15 protein-coding genes are annotated in these 15,759 nt (G+C 65.3%); 5 read left to right on the top strand and 10 right to left on the bottom strand.

Annotated features, from left to right (window positions below; all coding sequences use genetic code 11):
- Nucleotides 1–28 precede the first annotated feature (28 nt).
- Nucleotides 29–979, bottom strand: coding sequence for a LysR family transcriptional regulator (locus Q7C30_RS10510; RefSeq protein WP_116887532.1), 951 nt, complete (start codon nucleotides 977–979; stop codon nucleotides 29–31).
- Between the two features lie 131 nt (nucleotides 980–1,110).
- Between Q7C30_RS10510 and Q7C30_RS10505 the strand changes: the two genes are divergently transcribed.
- Together Q7C30_RS10505 and mmsB are read left to right on the top strand one after the other, a co-directional pair.
- Nucleotides 1,111–2,634 carry a CoA-acylating methylmalonate-semialdehyde dehydrogenase gene (locus tag Q7C30_RS10505; protein ID WP_295486004.1) on the top strand — a complete coding sequence of 508 codons (1,524 nt, stop codon included), beginning with the start codon at nucleotides 1,111–1,113 and terminating at the stop codon, nucleotides 2,632–2,634.
- A gap of 10 nt (nucleotides 2,635–2,644) precedes the next feature.
- Nucleotides 2,645–3,538 carry a 3-hydroxyisobutyrate dehydrogenase gene (gene mmsB, locus Q7C30_RS10500; RefSeq protein ID WP_317871450.1) on the top strand — a complete coding sequence of 298 codons (894 nt, stop codon included), beginning with the start codon at nucleotides 2,645–2,647 and terminating at the stop codon, nucleotides 3,536–3,538.
- Nucleotides 3,539–3,641: 103 nt separating this feature from the next.
- Here the strand turns inward: mmsB and Q7C30_RS10495 are convergent, their stop codons facing one another.
- The 8 genes from Q7C30_RS10495 to Q7C30_RS10460 all read right to left on the bottom strand — a co-directional run bounded on the left by Q7C30_RS10495 (nucleotide 3,642) and on the right by Q7C30_RS10460 (nucleotide 10,248).
- Nucleotides 3,642–3,986, bottom strand: a complete 345-nt coding sequence (locus Q7C30_RS10495) for a cupin domain-containing protein (protein ID WP_029613387.1) — start codon at nucleotides 3,984–3,986, stop codon at nucleotides 3,642–3,644.
- Nucleotides 3,987–4,100: 114 nt separating this feature from the next.
- Entirely contained in the window at nucleotides 4,101–5,033 is a 933-nt protein-coding gene (locus tag Q7C30_RS10490; protein WP_039575048.1) for a phosphatidate cytidylyltransferase, read from the bottom strand.
- A 1-nt stretch (nucleotide 5,034) separates the two neighbouring features.
- Nucleotides 5,035–5,658 (bottom strand): lysophospholipid acyltransferase family protein, encoded by a 624-nt coding sequence (locus Q7C30_RS10485; protein WP_295486013.1) that lies wholly within the window; start codon nucleotides 5,656–5,658, stop codon nucleotides 5,035–5,037.
- An 8-nt stretch (nucleotides 5,659–5,666) separates the two neighbouring features.
- A complete protein-coding gene (locus Q7C30_RS10480) occupies nucleotides 5,667–6,098 on the bottom strand; it encodes a hypothetical protein (RefSeq protein WP_317871449.1) in 432 nt (143 codons plus the stop codon).
- Complete coding sequence (locus tag Q7C30_RS10475; RefSeq protein WP_317871448.1) at nucleotides 6,098–7,420, bottom strand: phosphatase PAP2/dual specificity phosphatase family protein; 1,323 nt, start codon at nucleotides 7,418–7,420, stop codon at nucleotides 6,098–6,100. The genes Q7C30_RS10480 and Q7C30_RS10475 overlap by 1 nt, the downstream gene beginning before the upstream one ends.
- Nucleotides 7,420–9,168, bottom strand: a complete 1,749-nt coding sequence (locus Q7C30_RS10470) for a bifunctional alpha/beta hydrolase/class I SAM-dependent methyltransferase (RefSeq protein WP_317871447.1) — start codon at nucleotides 9,166–9,168, stop codon at nucleotides 7,420–7,422. The genes Q7C30_RS10475 and Q7C30_RS10470 overlap by 1 nt, the downstream gene beginning before the upstream one ends.
- Nucleotides 9,169–9,198: 30 nt before the next feature.
- Entirely contained in the window at nucleotides 9,199–9,804 is a 606-nt protein-coding gene (locus tag Q7C30_RS10465; protein WP_116887539.1) for a CDP-alcohol phosphatidyltransferase family protein, read from the bottom strand.
- Between the two features lie 129 nt (nucleotides 9,805–9,933).
- Entirely contained in the window at nucleotides 9,934–10,248 is a 315-nt protein-coding gene (locus Q7C30_RS10460; RefSeq protein WP_317871446.1) for a putative quinol monooxygenase, read from the bottom strand.
- A 159-nt stretch (nucleotides 10,249–10,407) separates the two neighbouring features.
- Here Q7C30_RS10460 and Q7C30_RS10455 point away from each other — a divergent pair, with 159 nt between their 5' ends.
- The 3 genes from Q7C30_RS10455 (at nucleotide 10,408) to ggt (ending at nucleotide 13,787) form a co-directional block, all read left to right on the top strand.
- A complete protein-coding gene (locus tag Q7C30_RS10455; protein WP_317871445.1) occupies nucleotides 10,408–10,998 on the top strand; it encodes an NAD(P)H-dependent oxidoreductase in 591 nt (196 codons plus the stop codon).
- A gap of 109 nt (nucleotides 10,999–11,107) precedes the next feature.
- Nucleotides 11,108–12,004 (top strand): LysR family transcriptional regulator, encoded by an 897-nt coding sequence (locus Q7C30_RS10450; RefSeq protein WP_317871444.1) that lies wholly within the window; start codon nucleotides 11,108–11,110, stop codon nucleotides 12,002–12,004.
- A gap of 115 nt (nucleotides 12,005–12,119) precedes the next feature.
- On the top strand, nucleotides 12,120–13,787 hold the full coding sequence (gene ggt, locus Q7C30_RS10445; protein ID WP_317871443.1) for a gamma-glutamyltransferase: 1,668 nt from the start codon (nucleotides 12,120–12,122) through the stop codon (nucleotides 13,785–13,787).
- Nucleotides 13,788–13,834: 47 nt separating this feature from the next.
- Here ggt and Q7C30_RS10440 read toward each other — a convergent pair whose 3' ends face one another.
- The gene (locus Q7C30_RS10440) at nucleotides 13,835–15,754 is read right to left on the bottom strand and encodes a methyl-accepting chemotaxis protein (protein ID WP_317871442.1); all 1,920 of its coding nucleotides are present in this window, start codon (nucleotides 15,752–15,754) and stop codon (nucleotides 13,835–13,837) included.
- Nucleotides 15,755–15,759: the final 5 nt, after the last annotated feature.

The following is a 15,759-nucleotide window of genomic DNA, read 5'->3' as shown; positions in this document are numbered from 1 at the left end:
ACGAGTGTGCGGCTAACGCCCGTCGCCCTCAGTCCTGCGCGAACACCATCTCGCGCGTCTGGCCCATCAGCAACGGCGCATTCGCCTCAGTCACCTCGCGGATGTAGTCCCACAGCAGGGTGATGCGCTTCAACTTGCGCAGATCCTCCCGGCAGTACATCCAGAACTGCCGTGTCACCTCGACCTCATCCTCCAGTACCGTCACCAGCCGCGCGTCCTGCGCTGCCAGGAAGCACGGCAGGATTGCCAGGCCACGCCCTTGCAGTGCGGCGGTGTACTGGGCGATCACGCTGGTGCTGCGCAGGTGGGCATGGGCGTTAGGGATCAGGTTCGCCAGGTACAGCAACTCGGAACTGAAGGCCAGGTCGTCGACGTAGCTGATGAAAGGGTGCTGCGCCAGGTCGGCCACCTCGCCAATCGGCGCGTGGTTGTCCAGGTATTCCCGGGTGGCATACAGCCGCAGGCGGTAGTCGCACAGCTTGCAGCAGACATACGGCCCGTGCTCCGGGCGCTCCAGGGCGATGACGATGTCCGCCTCGCGCTTGGACAGGCTGATGAAGTGGGGCAGCGGCAGGATATCCACCGAGATCGCTGGCCAGGTGTCGACGAAGCGGCTCAGTTGCGGGGTGACGAAGAAGCTGCCGAAGCCCTCGGTGCAGCCCATGCGCACATGCCCCGACAACGCCACGCCGGAGCCGGACACCTGTTCGCAGGCCATGTGCAAGGTGCTTTCGATCGACTCGGCGTAGCCCAGCAGGCGCTGACCTTCGGCGGTGAGTACGAAGCCGTTGGTGCGCGACTTCTCGAACAACAGCGTGCCCATGGCACCTTCCAGCGAGCTGATGCGTCGCGACACCGTGGTGTAGTCCACCGACAGGCGTTTGGCGGCGCTGCTGGCCTTGCGTGTGCGCGCCACTTCGAGGAAGAACTTGAGGTCGTCCCAGTTCAGCGCGCTGAGGGAGGTCAGGTCTTTTTGCATGTTGATCCGGTTTTTTTGTGCATTCTTGTTGGATGTTTGCACATCTATACTCGAACTCACTCCCTGCACGCCACCCCGTTCGCTGCGGCGTAGGCGTCTTCGTTCCGACAATAATTCCAAGGAGAGCGCAGATGAACGCACCCCACACCCCCACGACCCACGTGCAGCAGGCCAAGTTGTTGATCGACGGGCAATGGGTGGAGTCGACCACTCAGGAATGGCGCGACGTGGTCAATCCGGCCACCCAGCAGGTACTGGCGCGCGTGCCGTTCGCCACCGCCGCCGAAGTCGACGCCGCCATCGCTGCCGCCCAGCGTGCCTTCAAGACCTGGCGTGACACGCCGATCGGTGCGCGCATGCGCATCATGCTCAAGCTGCAGGCGCTGATCCGCGAGCACAGCAAGCGCATCGCCGCGACCCTGAGCGCCGAGCAAGGCAAGACCCTGGCCGATGCCGAGGGTGACATCTTCCGCGGTCTGGAAGTGGTGGAGCACGCCGCGTCCATCGGCACCCTGCAGATGGGCGAGTTCGCCGAGAATGTGGCCGGTGGCGTCGACACCTACACCTTGCGCCAGCCGATCGGCGTGTGCGCCGGTATCACCCCGTTCAACTTCCCGGCGATGATTCCGCTGTGGATGTTCCCCATGGCCATCGTCTGCGGCAACACCTTCGTGCTCAAGCCGTCCGAGCAGGATCCGCTGTCGACGCTGATGCTGGTCGAGTTGGCCTTGGAAGCCGGAGTGCCGGCGGGCGTGCTGAACGTGGTGCACGGTGGCAAGCAGGTGGTCGATGCGCTGTGCACCCACCAGGACATCAAGGCGGTGTCCTTCGTCGGCTCGACCGAGGTCGGCACCCACGTGTACAACCTTGCCAGTCAGCACGGCAAGCGCGTGCAGTCGATGATGGGCGCCAAGAACCACGCCGTGGTGCTGCCCGACGCCAACCGCACCCAAACCATCAATGCCTTGGTCGGCGCGGCCTTCGGTGCAGCCGGCCAGCGCTGCATGGCCACCTCGGTGGCGGTGCTGGTGGGCAAGGCCCGCGAGTGGCTGCCGGACATCAAGGCGGCGGCGAGCAGGCTCAAGGTCAACGCTGGCAGCGAGCCGGGGACCGACGTCGGTCCGGTGGTGTCCAAGCGCGCCAAGGAGCGCGTGCTGGGGCTGATCGACAGCGGCGTGAAGGAAGGCGCCACGCTCGAGCTGGACGGCCGTGACGTGCAGGTGCCGGGCTTCGAGCACGGCAACTTCGTCGGCCCGACCCTGTTCTCCGGCGTGACCACCGACATGCAGATCTACACCCAGGAAATTTTCGGCCCGGTGTTGGTCACGCTTGAAGTCGACACCCTCGATGAGGCCATCGCCCTGGTCAACGCCAACCCGTTCGGCAACGGCACCGGCTTGTTCACCCAGAGCGGCGCGGCGGCACGCAAGTTCCAGAGCGAGATCGACGTCGGTCAGGTTGGCATCAACATCCCGATCCCGGTGCCGGTGCCGTTCTTCAGCTTCACCGGTTCGCGCGGCTCCAAGCTGGGCGATCTGGGCCCCTATGGCAAACAGGTGGTGCAGTTCTATACCCAGACCAAGACGGTCACGGCCCGCTGGTTCGACGATGACAGCGTCAACGACGGCGTGAACACCACCATCAGCCTGCGTTAAGGAGTTGGTCATGCGTATCGCATTCATCGGTCTGGGCAACATGGGCGCCCCCATGGCCCGCAACCTGATCAAGGCCGGGCACACGCTGAACCTGTTCGACCTCAACAAAACCGTGCTGGCCGAGCTTGCCGAACTGGGCGGGCAGGTCAGCACCTCGCCGAAGGACGCCGCTGCCCGCAGCGAGCTGGTGATCACCATGCTGCCGGCCGCTGCCCACGTGCGCTCGGTGTACCTGAACGAGGACGACGGTGTGCTCGCCGGCATCAAGCCCGGCACACCGACGTTGGACTGCAGCACCATCGATCCGCAGACTGCCCGCGACGTGTCCAAGGCCGCGGCGGCCAAGGGCATCGACATGGGCGACGCGCCGGTGTCGGGGGGCACCGGTGGTGCCGCGGCGGGGACCTTGACCTTCATGGTCGGCGCCAGCCCCGAGCTGTTCGCCACGCTCAAGCCGGTGCTCGAACAGATGGGCCGCAACATCGTGCACTGCGGTGCAGTGGGCACTGGGCAGATTGCCAAGATCTGCAACAACCTGCTGCTGGGCATCTCCATGATCGGCGTGTCCGAAGCCATGGCCCTGGGCAATGCGCTGGGCATCGACACCCAGGTGCTGGCCGGGATCATCAACAGCTCCACCGGCCGTTGCTGGAGCTCCGATACCTATAACCCTTGGCCCGGTGTGATCGACACCGCGCCGGCTGCACGCGGCTACACCGGTGGCTTTGGCGCCGAACTGATGCTCAAGGACCTGGGCCTGGCCACCGAGGCCGCGCGCCAGGCGCACCAGCCGGTGATTCTCGGTGCAGTCGCGCAGCAGTTGTACCAAGCCATGAGCTTGCGCGGCGAGGGCGGCAAGGATTTCTCGGCGATCGTCGAGGGCTATCGGAAGAAGGACGACTGAGCTGAACGCAAAAAGGCCACGTGATGCTCCGATCAGCGGGCTCACGTGGCCTTTGTGCACGCGGCCTTGCGTCGCGATGGGCCGCTTGGCGGCCCTTCAGGCGTCAGGCGAACACGAAGTACTTGCGCACGGTCTCCACCACTTCCCAGGTGCCCTTCATGCCGGGCTCGATGACGAACACGTCACCGCCCTTCAGGTGCTTGGGCTCTTCGCCCTCCGGGGTGATGATGCAATAGCCTTCGAGGAAGTGGCAGAACTCCCACTTGTCGTAGTTCACCTCGAACTTGCCGGGCGTGCAGATCCAGGTGCCCATGATCTTGCTGCCGTCGGCCGACAGGTAGGCGTTGAGGTTGACGGTGTGCGGATCGCCGCCGATGCGTTTCCACTTGGTCGCGTTGACGACCGGCGTCGGGCAGGTTTCGCGCAGGACAGTGATGAAGTCGGACATGGCAGAGCTCCTGATGACGGGCTGAATGACCCGTCACCATAGGGGCTGAACGGTGGCTGCGGTTGCCTGGGCTCGACCTTCATGTGTCTGGATGCGCTGTTCGACTCGCTCCAGTCAGGCCCACCAGTAGCGAACGAAGTGGAAGAACACTGGAGCGGCGAAGCACACCGAGTCCATGCGGTCGAGCATGCCGCCGTGGCCTTCGATCATGTGGCCCCAGTCCTTCACCCCACGGTCGCGCTTGATCGCCGACATCACAAGGCCGCCGAAGAAACCCATGGCGTTGACCGTCAACGCCATCAGCGCCGCCTGCCAGAAGTTGAACGGCGTGATCCAGCACAGCAGCGCCCCCACCAAGGTGGCCAGGGCCACGCCGCCGGCCAGGCCTTCGACGGTCTTGGAGGGCGACAGGTTGGGCGCCACCTTGCGCTTGCCGAACAGCTTGCCGCACACGTACTGCAGTACGTCGCTGATCTGCACCACCAGGATCAGCCAGGCGATCAGCAACAGGTTGCGGCCCTCGTAGCCCGGAATGTCCAGCGTCATCAGCGCGGGTACCGACGACACGCAGTACACCGCGATCATCAGCCCCCACTGCACTTTCGAGGCGCGTTCCAGGAAGCGCGTGGTGTCGCCGCCGAAGCTGGCCAGGATCGGCAGCAGCAGGAACAGGTAGACCGGAATGAAGATACTGAACAGCCCGTACCAGTCCATACCGATCAGCAGGTATTGCACCGGCAAGGCTACGTAGAAGGCTGCCGCCAGCGCCGGGTAATCGCTGCGCCGGGTCGGAGTGAGGGTCATGAATTCGCGCAGCGCGTAGAACGACACGCAGTAGAACAGCACGATCACGCCGTACTTGCCGAACACGAAGGCCAGGCCGATCACCAGCACCATCACCCACCAGGCGTTGATGCGGGCGTTGAGGTTGTCGATCACCGCATGCGGGCCGGGGCCGGCGCGCCATTTCAGCAGGCGACCGATCAGGCTGGCGAGCAGCAGCAGGGCGCCGATGCCGATGAACAGGGACAGGGTGTTGTCTTCCATTTCAGGCTTCCTTCGGGGCCAGGTTCAGCAGGGCCTGCCGGGCCCGCTCGAGAAACGCCTGCTTGTCTTCATCAGGCTGTACGTGCAACGGCTCGCCGAAGCTCAGGGTGCACAGCAACGGCAGCGGCAGGGCGCGGCCTTTGGGCATCACGCGGTTGAGGTTGGCGATCCACACCGGCACCACTTCGATCTGCGGCTGGGCCGAGGCCAGGTGGAACAACCCGCTCTTGAACGGCAGCAGCGGCTCGTCACCCAGATTGCGCGTGCCCTCCGGGAAGAAGATCAGCGAGTCGCCCTGGGCCAGGGCGTCGAGCACCGGTTGCAGCGGATTACTCTGGGCATCGCTGCGCTGGCGGTCGATGAGCACGCCGTTGAACACTTTGCGGATGATGAAATCGCGCAGGCCGGGCTGGCACCAGTAATCGGCGCCGGCCACCGGCCGCGTGCGCCGCCGTAGCGGCTCGGGCAACGAGGCCCAGAGCAATACGAAGTCGCCATGGCTGCTGTGGTTGGCGAAATACAGGCGTTGTATCGGCTGTGGCGTGCAGCCAAGCCAGAGGGCGCGCGCTCCGGTGATCAGGCGTGCGGCGCAGGTGATGGCAAAAGCGGTGAGGGCTGGAAGCATGGTGCGGTTCATCCTGTGAAAGGCAGCGTCAGCAGGGTCGTCAAGGCCAGCAGCAGTTGCAGTGCCAGGCACAGCGCCTGGCGCCGCAGCAGCGCCAGGGCGCCTTGGCTGCGGGCTGGCCAGTGGCGCGGGTCGTCGGCACTGGCCTTGAGTTTGAGGTCGAACAGCGCCCGGTCCAGCGCACTGGTGTCTTCGTCGAGCTGGGGGCTGCTGGCCAGGCGAGTGAACAGCTCGGCGTCCAGGGCCACGCGCAGCGCCCAGTATTTGTGGGCAAGGCCGAGGATCAGCAGCAGCGCGCACAGGGCACTGGCCAGCGCAGGCAGGTGCACGCCGAGCAGGGGCGTGAGGCCGTAGCCGATGGCCAACAACGTGAGGCCATCGGACAGGCGCTCCAGTTGTCGGCCGCGGCCAAGCAGGGCGGCAATCAGGTGCAAGTCCATCAACGCACCTCCTTGCGTCGCAGGGCTTGGCGATGGCCTGGGTGCAGCACCACGCCGGGGCGCGCCTTACGGATCAGGGCTTGGGCCGCCTCGATATCGGCGCAGCGGCCGGTGTGGATCAGCCAGGCAGCCACGGCACTGGCGCTGCGTGAATAGCCCAAGGCGCAGCAGACCAGGACGCTGCCGTGCTGGCGCAGGTGTTCGATGGCCTCGGCGGCTTGATTCAGCAGCGCGGGGCTGGGGGGGATGAGGTCAAGGGTGGGCAGGTTGAGGTAGGCGGGCTGTTCCTGCTGCATCGCGGGGAAATCGCAGCAGCAGGGCAACTCGGCGCTCAGGTCCAGCACGCCAGCAAATGAAGTCGCCTGACCCCGACCAGGTATCCGCCCCAGGTAGACCCCGTCACACACTTCATCGGCGTGAGGGTGTCGCCAGGTCCACAGGCGCGAGTTGATCCAGGCGCCGATCAGGTACGGTGCCAGCAGCCAGGTTGCCGCCGTCGACAGGCGTCCGGTGGCATCCTTCTGGAAGCCACCGGCACCGAACAGCACGTAGTTCAGCGCCACCATCAGCAACGCCAGCGCCGGCCACAGCAGGCCTAGCCACAGCCCGCCGAGCGACACGCCCAGCCAGGCACACAGCCCGGCGCCGAGGCCGTAGCGCAGGCCCAGTCGCCAGCGTTTCGGCTCGCGCGCAAGCCTCGCCGCGTGCAGGGGCAGCGGCCCTCGATGGGGCCACCACCAGACGCACAACAGGCCGACCAGCGCGCCGCTGGGCAGGTCGATGAAATGATGCTGCCAGGTGGTCAGCACCGACACCCCGATCAGCGCCATCCAGCCGTGCACCAGCCCACGCAGCAGTGGGCGCCGGGTGTGGCGGGCGAACATCGTCCAGATGATCACCAGCAGCGCGATATGCAGCGACGGCGCCTGGTTGAACGGTTTGTCGAAGCCCATCAGCACGTCGAACAGCCAGCCGAACAGGCCGGCCAGCTCCGGTCGCTCGAAGGTGAAGCGCAGCGGCCACAGCAGGAAACAACTGACGCTGAGCAGTTGCGCCGTCAGCAGCGCCAGGGCATGCCGATCCATTTCCCGGCGATTGCGCGGCAGCAGGAAGGACAGCCCGTACAGCAGGTCGATCGACCAATAGGGAATGATGGTCCAGGGCCACAGCGGCATATGCCGTTCCCAGTCGAACACCAGGCTGCCGACGTCGTCGCGCGTGGCCGTGTAGCTGTTGGCCAGGCCATAGCTGAGGAAGAACAGCGGCCCCAGCAGCAACAGCCACAGCACCCCGCGCCGGATCAAACCGGCCTCGCGGGCCATCAACGTACCCGCTGGGCCAGGCTGACGCTGAAGATGCCCCAGGGGTCGATGCGCTGGGTGATCTTGCGAAAGCCTGCCGCCTCCACCAGTTGGTCCATTTCCGCCTGGCTACGCCGGCGCATCACCCAGGCGTCGCCACCCCGGTGGCTGGTCAGCGCGCGGGCGATCATCTCCAGTTGCGGGTGCCAGGGTTGGCCGGTGTAGACCAGGTAACCGCCGTCTTCCACGGCGTCGGCCAGACCGGCCAGGGAGTTGCCCACCCACTGATTGCTGGCGAACAGTTCGTAGAGGCCGGAGACCACGGCCAGCGTTGGGCGCGGGTCGAGGCTGGCCAGGCTCTGGCGGTCGAAGGCGTCGCCTTGGACGAAGCGCGCAATCTCGCCGAGGCCTTTTTCCTGGATCAGGGCAGTGCCCTGTTGCACGTTCAGCTCGCTGTAGTCGCGCAGCAGGATCGAGTCCGGCCGGTGCGTCTGCAAGGCGTCGAGGATGTAGCGGCCGTGACCGGCGGCGATATCGACGATGTGCACCGCGCGGCCTTGTTCGCGCAGCCGCTCGATGGCCAGGCGCAGCAGTTCCTCGACGTGCAGCTTGCGCTGGCGGATGCCGCGCCAGCCGATGGCGTCGAGGTAGTTGCGGTCGATCAGGCGACCCAGCCGACCCTTGCCGCTGGCCTGGTCGCGGTACACGTAGTCCAGTGTGCTGCCCGAGTCGAAGCCGGTGTCGAAACCCAGCTTGACGCCATCGGACAAGCCTTTGACCAGGCGCAGCCCAGCGCGGTAGCTGCGCCAGTACAGCGCGCGCGGCGAGTGGCGTGGCAGTGGGGCAGCCAGTGCCTCGGCTTCGGCGCAACTGGCGCCGGTCCTGTCGGCGTCGAGCAGCGAGGGCGGCGCCAGCGGCGCGTCGAAGCAATGGGCGATGAAGCGCTCGATGCGCGCCAGGGCGTGGGCGCGATCACGCTCGCCGAGGGTGTCATGGAAGAAACCGGGCAACACGTGCAGCTCCTTGCGCGCGCTGCCGAGGCGCTCGAAGAAGCGCTCCTGCGGCGCGCGCTCGACCACGAAGTCCGCACCGGACACCAACAGTTGAGTCGGCACCTGGATCGCCTGGGCATCGGCCACCACACGTTCGGCGGCTTCGTACAGGCCCAGCAGCACGGTCACCGAAATCGGTCGGCTGATCAGTGGGTCGGCGGCATAGGAGGCGACCCGGTCGGGATCGTGGGTCAGCAGTTGCGGTTTGACGTAGCTGTTGACGAAGAAATTGCCACGCACGGCCTTGAGCAGCTTCAGGCCGGGGCGAGCGAAGGGCACGTAGAGCTTGACCTTGAACGCCGGCGAGGCGAGCACCAGGCAGCGCACCTTGGGGGCGTAGTCGTGGGCCCAGGTGGCGACCAGTACCGCGCCGACGCTCTGCGCCAGTACCACCATGTCGGCCTCGGCGATGCCATGCCGGGACTGGATATGCTCGATGAAAGTCTGCACGTCGCGCACGCTGGTGGCGAAGCTCGGACTGTCGCCTCGCGCGCCGGGTGACAGACCATGGCCGCGGGCGTCCCAGGCGAAGAGGTCGTAGCCCGGCAGGTTCAGTTCGTCGGCCAGGTGCGCCAGGCGCGCACCGTGCTCGTGGCCGCGGTGGAACATCACCAGCGCCCGGCGTGGCTGGTACGCGTTGCGGGTGGCCGGCCAGTGCCGGTAGTGCAGTTCGACGCCATCGTGGGTCGGGAAGTGCAGCGATTGCGCTTGGCGCATGGCGAAAGTCCTTGTCCTGCGGCAGTGGAATCAGCGGGTTTCGGCCAGCCCGTGGCGCACCCGGTTGTAGAGGGTATAGAGCGACAGCGCGAGGATGACCAGCAGCAGGCCGTTGATCCAGCTCGCCGGCAGTAGGCCGAAGGCGACGCCGGTGCCCAGCACGCCGAACGCGAAGGCGCGATCGCTCTTGCCCATCGGCCCGTCGTAGCGCCGCGAAGCCCCGACCAGTGGACCCATCACGCCGGCGTATTCGCTGACGATCGCCAGGATCACCACCAGCACCACGAGCACCGGCCAGACGCCGGTCAGCAGCGCGAAAGGCAGGTACAGCGCGGCGTCGGCGATCACGTCGCAGAGTTCGTTGAGGTAGCCGCCGAGGGTCGACTGCTGGCCGAATTCCCGGGCCAGCATGCCGTCTACGGCATTGAGCGCCATGCGCAGCAGCATCCACACCGGCAGCAGAATGAACAACCCGGTGACGTCGGGCAGGGCGGCCAGCAACAGCCCGAGCAGCACCGACACCAGTGCCGCGAAGACGGTCACTTGGTTGGCGGTCACCCCGCGATCGTGCAGACGCTGCACCGTAGGTCGCAGCAGGGCCTGGAAGCGAGGTTTGAGCTGGTAGATGGATGGCACGGGGGACTCCCTATCCGGGTGCAGGTAGGAGCCGATTGTGGGGAAAGAGTTCGCGGGGCGGCAAGCGCTATGTGGCGGTCCTGTGAACCAGGCAGTGTCTGGAGTCTGGATACCCGTGCCTGGCGCTGATCAGCGCCGCGCTAAGTCAGGGCTGAGCACGTCGACGTGCTGGATATCGAAGTCGCGCTCCAGGAAGTCCATGCGTCGTTCGAAGAAGCTCGTCATGTGCGCCAACGCGCAGTGGGCGTCGAACGCGGCCTTGTCGGCCCACACTTCGTAGAACACGAAGAGGCTGGGATCTTCCTTGTCTCGCAGCATGTGGTATTCGATGCAGCCCGGTTCCTGGCGACTGGGCTCGACATAGGCGCGGAACAACGCCTCGAAGGCCGCTGCCTGTTCCGGGCGGGTCTTGGCTTTGAGAATGAAGGCGACCGGTTCGTTCATCGGTGGGATCCTCAGGAAAGATGAAGTGCGATTGTAGGGCAGTAATCGGTGCGTGATTCGTGACTGTCAGGCAAAAGCCTTTTGCCGCTGACCGACTTTTTCCAGCTTGCGTGACGGCCTAACCTGCCGCCATCCCAAACGTTGCGACGAGATCCTCCCATGAGAAATATCCTCTTGCTCAATGGCGGCAAGCACTTCGCCCATTCCGACGGCCGCCTGAACACCACCTTGCACGAAGCCGCCATGGCCTACCTGGACCACGCGGGCTTCGACGTGCAGCAGACCTTCATCGACGGCGGCTACGATATCGAGGCAGAGGTGCGCAAATTCCTCTGGGCCGACGTGGTGATCTACCAGATGCCGGGTTGGTGGATGGGCGCGCCCTGGACGGTGAAGCGATACATCGATGAGGTGTTCACCGCAGGCCATGGTCGTCTGTACGCCAACGATGGCCGTACCCGCTCCGACGCTTCGCAGAAGTACGGCAGCGGCGGATTGCTCATGGGCAAGCGCTACATGATCTCGGCCACCTGGAACGCGCCGCAGCAGGCCTTCGACGACCCGACCGATTTCTTCGAAGGCAAAGGTGTGGACGCGGTGTATTTCGCGTTCCACAAGGCCAACCAGTTCCTCGGCATGACGGGCCTGCCCAGCTTCGTGGCCACCGACGTGATGAAACGTCCGGATGTGCCAGCGGCGGTGGCGGCATACGAGGCGCACTTGGGCGCGCTGTTCGACAAGGCTGAGTGATGGCTGCGCTGTTTTCGTCCGCTGTCGGGCAGCGATGGCCTGGGCGCGTGCTTGCACGGTGAGCGATCAACCGCTATCAATCACTCCTTCCTCCCGCCAAGGCGCACGCGTGAAAACTCGATCCGAAGAACTTCAGGCATTCGTGGCCGTCATCGATGGCGGATCGATCTCCGCTGCTGCCGAGCAGATGGGCCAGACGCCCTCGGCCATGAGTCGGACCTTGTCGCGTCTGGAGGCCAAGCTGGGCACCACCTTGGTCAACCGCACCACCCGGCGCATGGACCTCACCGAGGAAGGCCGCTTCTTCCTCGAACGCGCGCGGCAGATTCTCGCGCAGATGGACGATCTGGAAGAGCGCCTGTCGATCAACCGTCAGACACCGACCGGCCGCCTGCGCATCAATGCCGCTGCACCGTTCATGCTCCACGCGATCTTGCCGTGGATCGGCGAGTTCCGCCGCCAGTACCCCGGCATCGAGCTCGAACTCAACAGCGACGACCTGATCATCGACCTGCTCGAGCACAGCACCGATGTCGCCATCCGCATCGGCGAGCTGGCCGACTCCAGCCTGCACGCCCGTTCGCTGGGGTGCAGCCCGCTGCTGATCCTGGCCAGCCCGCAGTACCTGGAGCGCCATGGTACGCCACGCGCGGTGGAGGACCTGAGCCAGCATGGGCTGCTCGGATTCAGCGCGCCGGAAAGTCTCAACCACTGGCCCCTGCGTCACGCCCAGGGCGACCGCTGGGCGATCCGTCCGGCGCTGCTGGCCTCCAGCGGCGAAACCCTGCGTCAGTTGGCGTTGGCGGGTGAGGGGATCGTCTGCCTGTCGCACTTCATGACCCATGACGACATCCGCACGGGCCGTCTGCAGGTGCTGCTGGCCGAGGCCAACAGTGGCTATCGCCAGCCGATTCATGCGGTCTATTACCGCAACACGCAACTGGCGCTGCGTATTCAATGCTTCCTGGATTTCATCCAGGCCAAGCTGTCGACATACGCCTGCTGAGTTGTCTGATCGCGACACGGTTGCCCAAAGACGTCCACCTCAGTGCCTGCCGTTTGCCTGAACGCGATGCCTGCGCCTTAAATGGAGGTTCGACAAGAACGACTAAGGAAGCGTCATGCGTATCGTCATGTTCCAGTCCCTGGCCCTCGGGGCCGCGATCCTGAGCTGTTCCTCGGCCTATGCCGTGACCCTCGAAGGCGGCGCGGTCGCCGCGCCCGATCAGTACGGCGCCCAGGTCGCCGCCGATATTCTCAAGAAGGGCGGCAACGCGGTGGACGCCGCCGTCGCCACCGCGTTCACCCTGGCGGTCACCTACCCGGAAGCCGGGAACATCGGTGGCGGCGGTTTCATGACCCTGTTCGTCGACGGCAAGCCGTATTTCCTCGACTACCGCGAAGTGGCGCCGAAGGCCGCGACCAAGACCATGTACCTGAACGACAAAGGCGAGGTGATCGAAAACCTCAGTCTGGTCGGTGCTCGCGCCGCTGGTGTGCCAGGCACGGTCATGGGCCTGTGGGAGGCGCACCAGAAGTTCGGCAAGCTGCCGTGGAGCGAGCTGCTCACGCCGGCCATCGGTTATGCGCAGAACGGTTTCAAGATCGCCCAGAAGCAGTACCAGTACCGCGATGACGCCCAAGGCCTGTTCAAGACCGCGACCAACTTCAACGACTACTTCGGCAGCATGAAAGTGGGCGAGCTGTTCAAGCAGCCGGAACTGGCCCAGACCCTCGAGCGCATCGCCGACAAAGGCGTGAGCGAGTTCTATCAGGGCAAGACCGCCGACCTGCTGGTGGCGCAGATGCAGGCCGACAAGGGCCTGATCACCAAGGACGATCTGAAGGACTACAAGGCGCTGTGGCGCGATCCGATCGCCATCGAGTGGCGCGGCAACGTGGTCTACACGGCGCCGCCACCAAGCTCCGGTGGTGTCGCGCTAGGCCAACTGCTGGGCATCAAGGAGGACCGTGCCTCTGACTTCAAAGGTGTGGCGCACAACTCGGCGAAGTACATTCACCTGCTGTCCGAGATCGAGAAACGGGTATTCGCCGACCGCGCCGATTACCTGGGCGATCCGGCCTTCACCCAGGTGCCGGTCAAGCAACTGATGGCCAAGGACTACCTGGCCAAGCGCGCCGCGCAGGTCAATCCGACGGCCATCTCCGCCACCGACCAGGTCAAGCCGGGCCTCGAGCCGCACCAGACCACGCACTTCTCCATCGTCGACCGCCAGGGCAATGCGGTGAGCAACACCTATACCCTCAACCTCGACTATGGCAGTGGCGTGGTGGTCAAGGGCGCGGGCTTCCTGCTCAACGACGAAATGGACGACTTCAGCGCCAAGCCGGGGGCGGCCAATGTGTTCGGCGTGGTCGGCGGTGACGCCAACGCCATCGCACCGGGCAAGCGCATGCTCTCATCGATGAGCCCGAGCCTGATCACGCGTGACGGCAAGGTCACCCTGGTGCTGGGGACGCCGGGCGGTTCACGGATCTTCACCTCGATCTTCCAGGTGATGAACAACCTGTACGACTACGGCATGCCATTGGAAAAAGCCGTCGCCGCGCAGCGTGTGCACCACCAGTTGCTGCCCAAGGACACGATCTACTTCGACAGCTATGCACCGCTCACCGGCCCGGTGGCCGACGAACTGAAGAAGATGGGCTATGTCCTGGAGGACCAGGGCTGGGAGATGGGCGACGTGCAGGCGATCCGCGTGACCGGGCAGGCGCTGGAGACTGCGTCCGATCCGCGTGGGCGTGGGGTGGGCATGGTCGTCAAGTGATCGGCTGAGCGCCGCCCCTCAAGGGGCGGCGTCAGTCCTGTACAGCGTCAGACGCGGAAATGGCTGACCAGCGTCTGCAACTGCCCGCCCAAGCGCGCCAGTTCCACGGTGGACGCCGCGGTCTCGTCGCTGGCGGCGGCGGTTTGTTCCGACACGTCGCGCACGTTGAGGATGCTGCGGCTGATCTCATCAGCCACTGCACTTTGCTGTTCGGCCGCTGCGGCGATCTGCTGGTTCATCGACTGGATGCCCGACACCGTGCGGGTGATGCTCGCCAGTGAATCGCCCGCTTTGCGCGCCAGGTCCACGCTGCTGTCGGTCAAGGTCTGGCTGCCGAGCATGGCGTTGGCCACCTGCTGGGTGCCGTTCTGCAAGCTGGCGATGAGTTCTTCGATTTCCTCGGTGGACTTCTGCGTGCGCTGGGCCAGGCCGCGCACCTCATCGGCGACCACCGCGAAACCGCGTCCGGCTTCGCCGGCTCGGGCCGCTTCGATGGCGGCATTGAGGGCCAGCAGGTTGGTCTGCTCGGCCACCGACTTGATCACGTCCATGACGCTGCCGATCTTCTGGCTTTCCTGTTGCAGCAGGTTCATCGCGTCAGTGGAGCGGTGCACTTCGCTGGCCAGGCGTTCGATCTGGCTGATCGCTTCGCCCACCACCTTGTCGCCAGCACGGGCCTGGTCATCGGCCTGGGTCGCGGCATGCGAGGCCTGCTCGGCGTTGCGTGCCACCTCCTGCACCGTGGCCGCCATTTCATGCATGGCGGTGGCCACCTGGTCGGTTTCGACCTTCTGGCTATTGGCGCCGGCGCTGGTCTGTTCGGTCACGGCCGAGAGTTCTTCGGCCGCGCTGGCGATCTGGGTCACACCATCGCGAATGCCGCCGATCAGCTCGCGCAAGGTCGTGCCCATGCGTGCGATGCCTTGTTGCAGCACGCCGAGTTCGTCGCGGCGGGTGACCTGCAGGTTCTGCGTCAAGTCGCCGCCGGCAATGCGCTCCACCACCTCGAGGGTTTCGCGCAGAGGACGGGTGATCTGACGGGTGATGATCACGGCAGCCAGCACGCCGAACAGCAGGGCCAGCAAAGTGGCGCCGATCTGCAGGGTACGGGCATCGCCGCTTTCGATGTCGCGGCGCTCGAGCTGGATCTTGTACAGCTCGTCGCTGACCTTGACGATGTCGGCGCCTTGCACGGTCATTTCCTGGCGGGCCACGGCGATCTGCGCGGTGGCATCGCGCAGTTGGCGAACGGCTTCGCCATAACCGCGCACGGCGGTCTCGAACGGCTGGATGCCTGCGGTATCGCCTGTCAGTTGGCGCTTGAGGCCGTCGATTTCGCCGAGGGTCTGCTCGAGTTGAGTCAGCATTGCTTGCTCAGTCGCTGCGCTGGAAGCGGCGATGTAATCGCGCATGGTCAGTCGCAACTGCGTGAGTTGCTGACGCGCCTTGCTGATCGCCAGGTACTGCTGCAAACGGCTGGCGTCGCTTTCGTCGCGATTGAGCACGGTCTGGCTCAGGGCCTCGATCGCCTGCACGGCACTGGCCGCGTTCTGGTCGAGAGTCTGCCGGGCCGCGACGGTGACCTTGTAGCCAGCGCGCATCTTGTCGAGCGAGACGCGATAGTCGGCGATGGTCTTGCCCAGCTCGCGCAGCAGCTTGACGTTCTCAGGGCTCTTGAAGGTGTTTTCCAGGCGCTGCTGCTGGGCGGTGAAGGTGTCGAGCTTGGCCAGGGTGGTGGCGGCAGCGGCGTCGTCGCCATTGGCGATCATGTACTGCAGGCGCGCCACGCGCAGGTTGGTGAGGTCGATGTTGAGCCGGGTGATGTCGCTCATCCAGTTGCTGCGGTTGATCATGCTGCCCAGGCTGCTCCAACTGGCCAGGGCCAGCAGGCCGGTCAACAACAGGACCAGGCCGAAGCCCAGTCCGAGTTTGAGATTCACGCTCTTATCGGCAAACCATCTGTTCATGCACG

The sequence above is a fragment of the Pseudomonas sp. RAC1 genome (assembly GCF_030658255.1).
In the GTDB taxonomy this organism is placed as follows: Bacteria; Pseudomonadota; Gammaproteobacteria; order Pseudomonadales; family Pseudomonadaceae; genus Aquipseudomonas; species Aquipseudomonas boreofloridensis.
The sequence above is the reverse complement of the archived record's forward strand: the minus strand, read 5'-3'. Positions and strand labels throughout refer to the sequence as shown.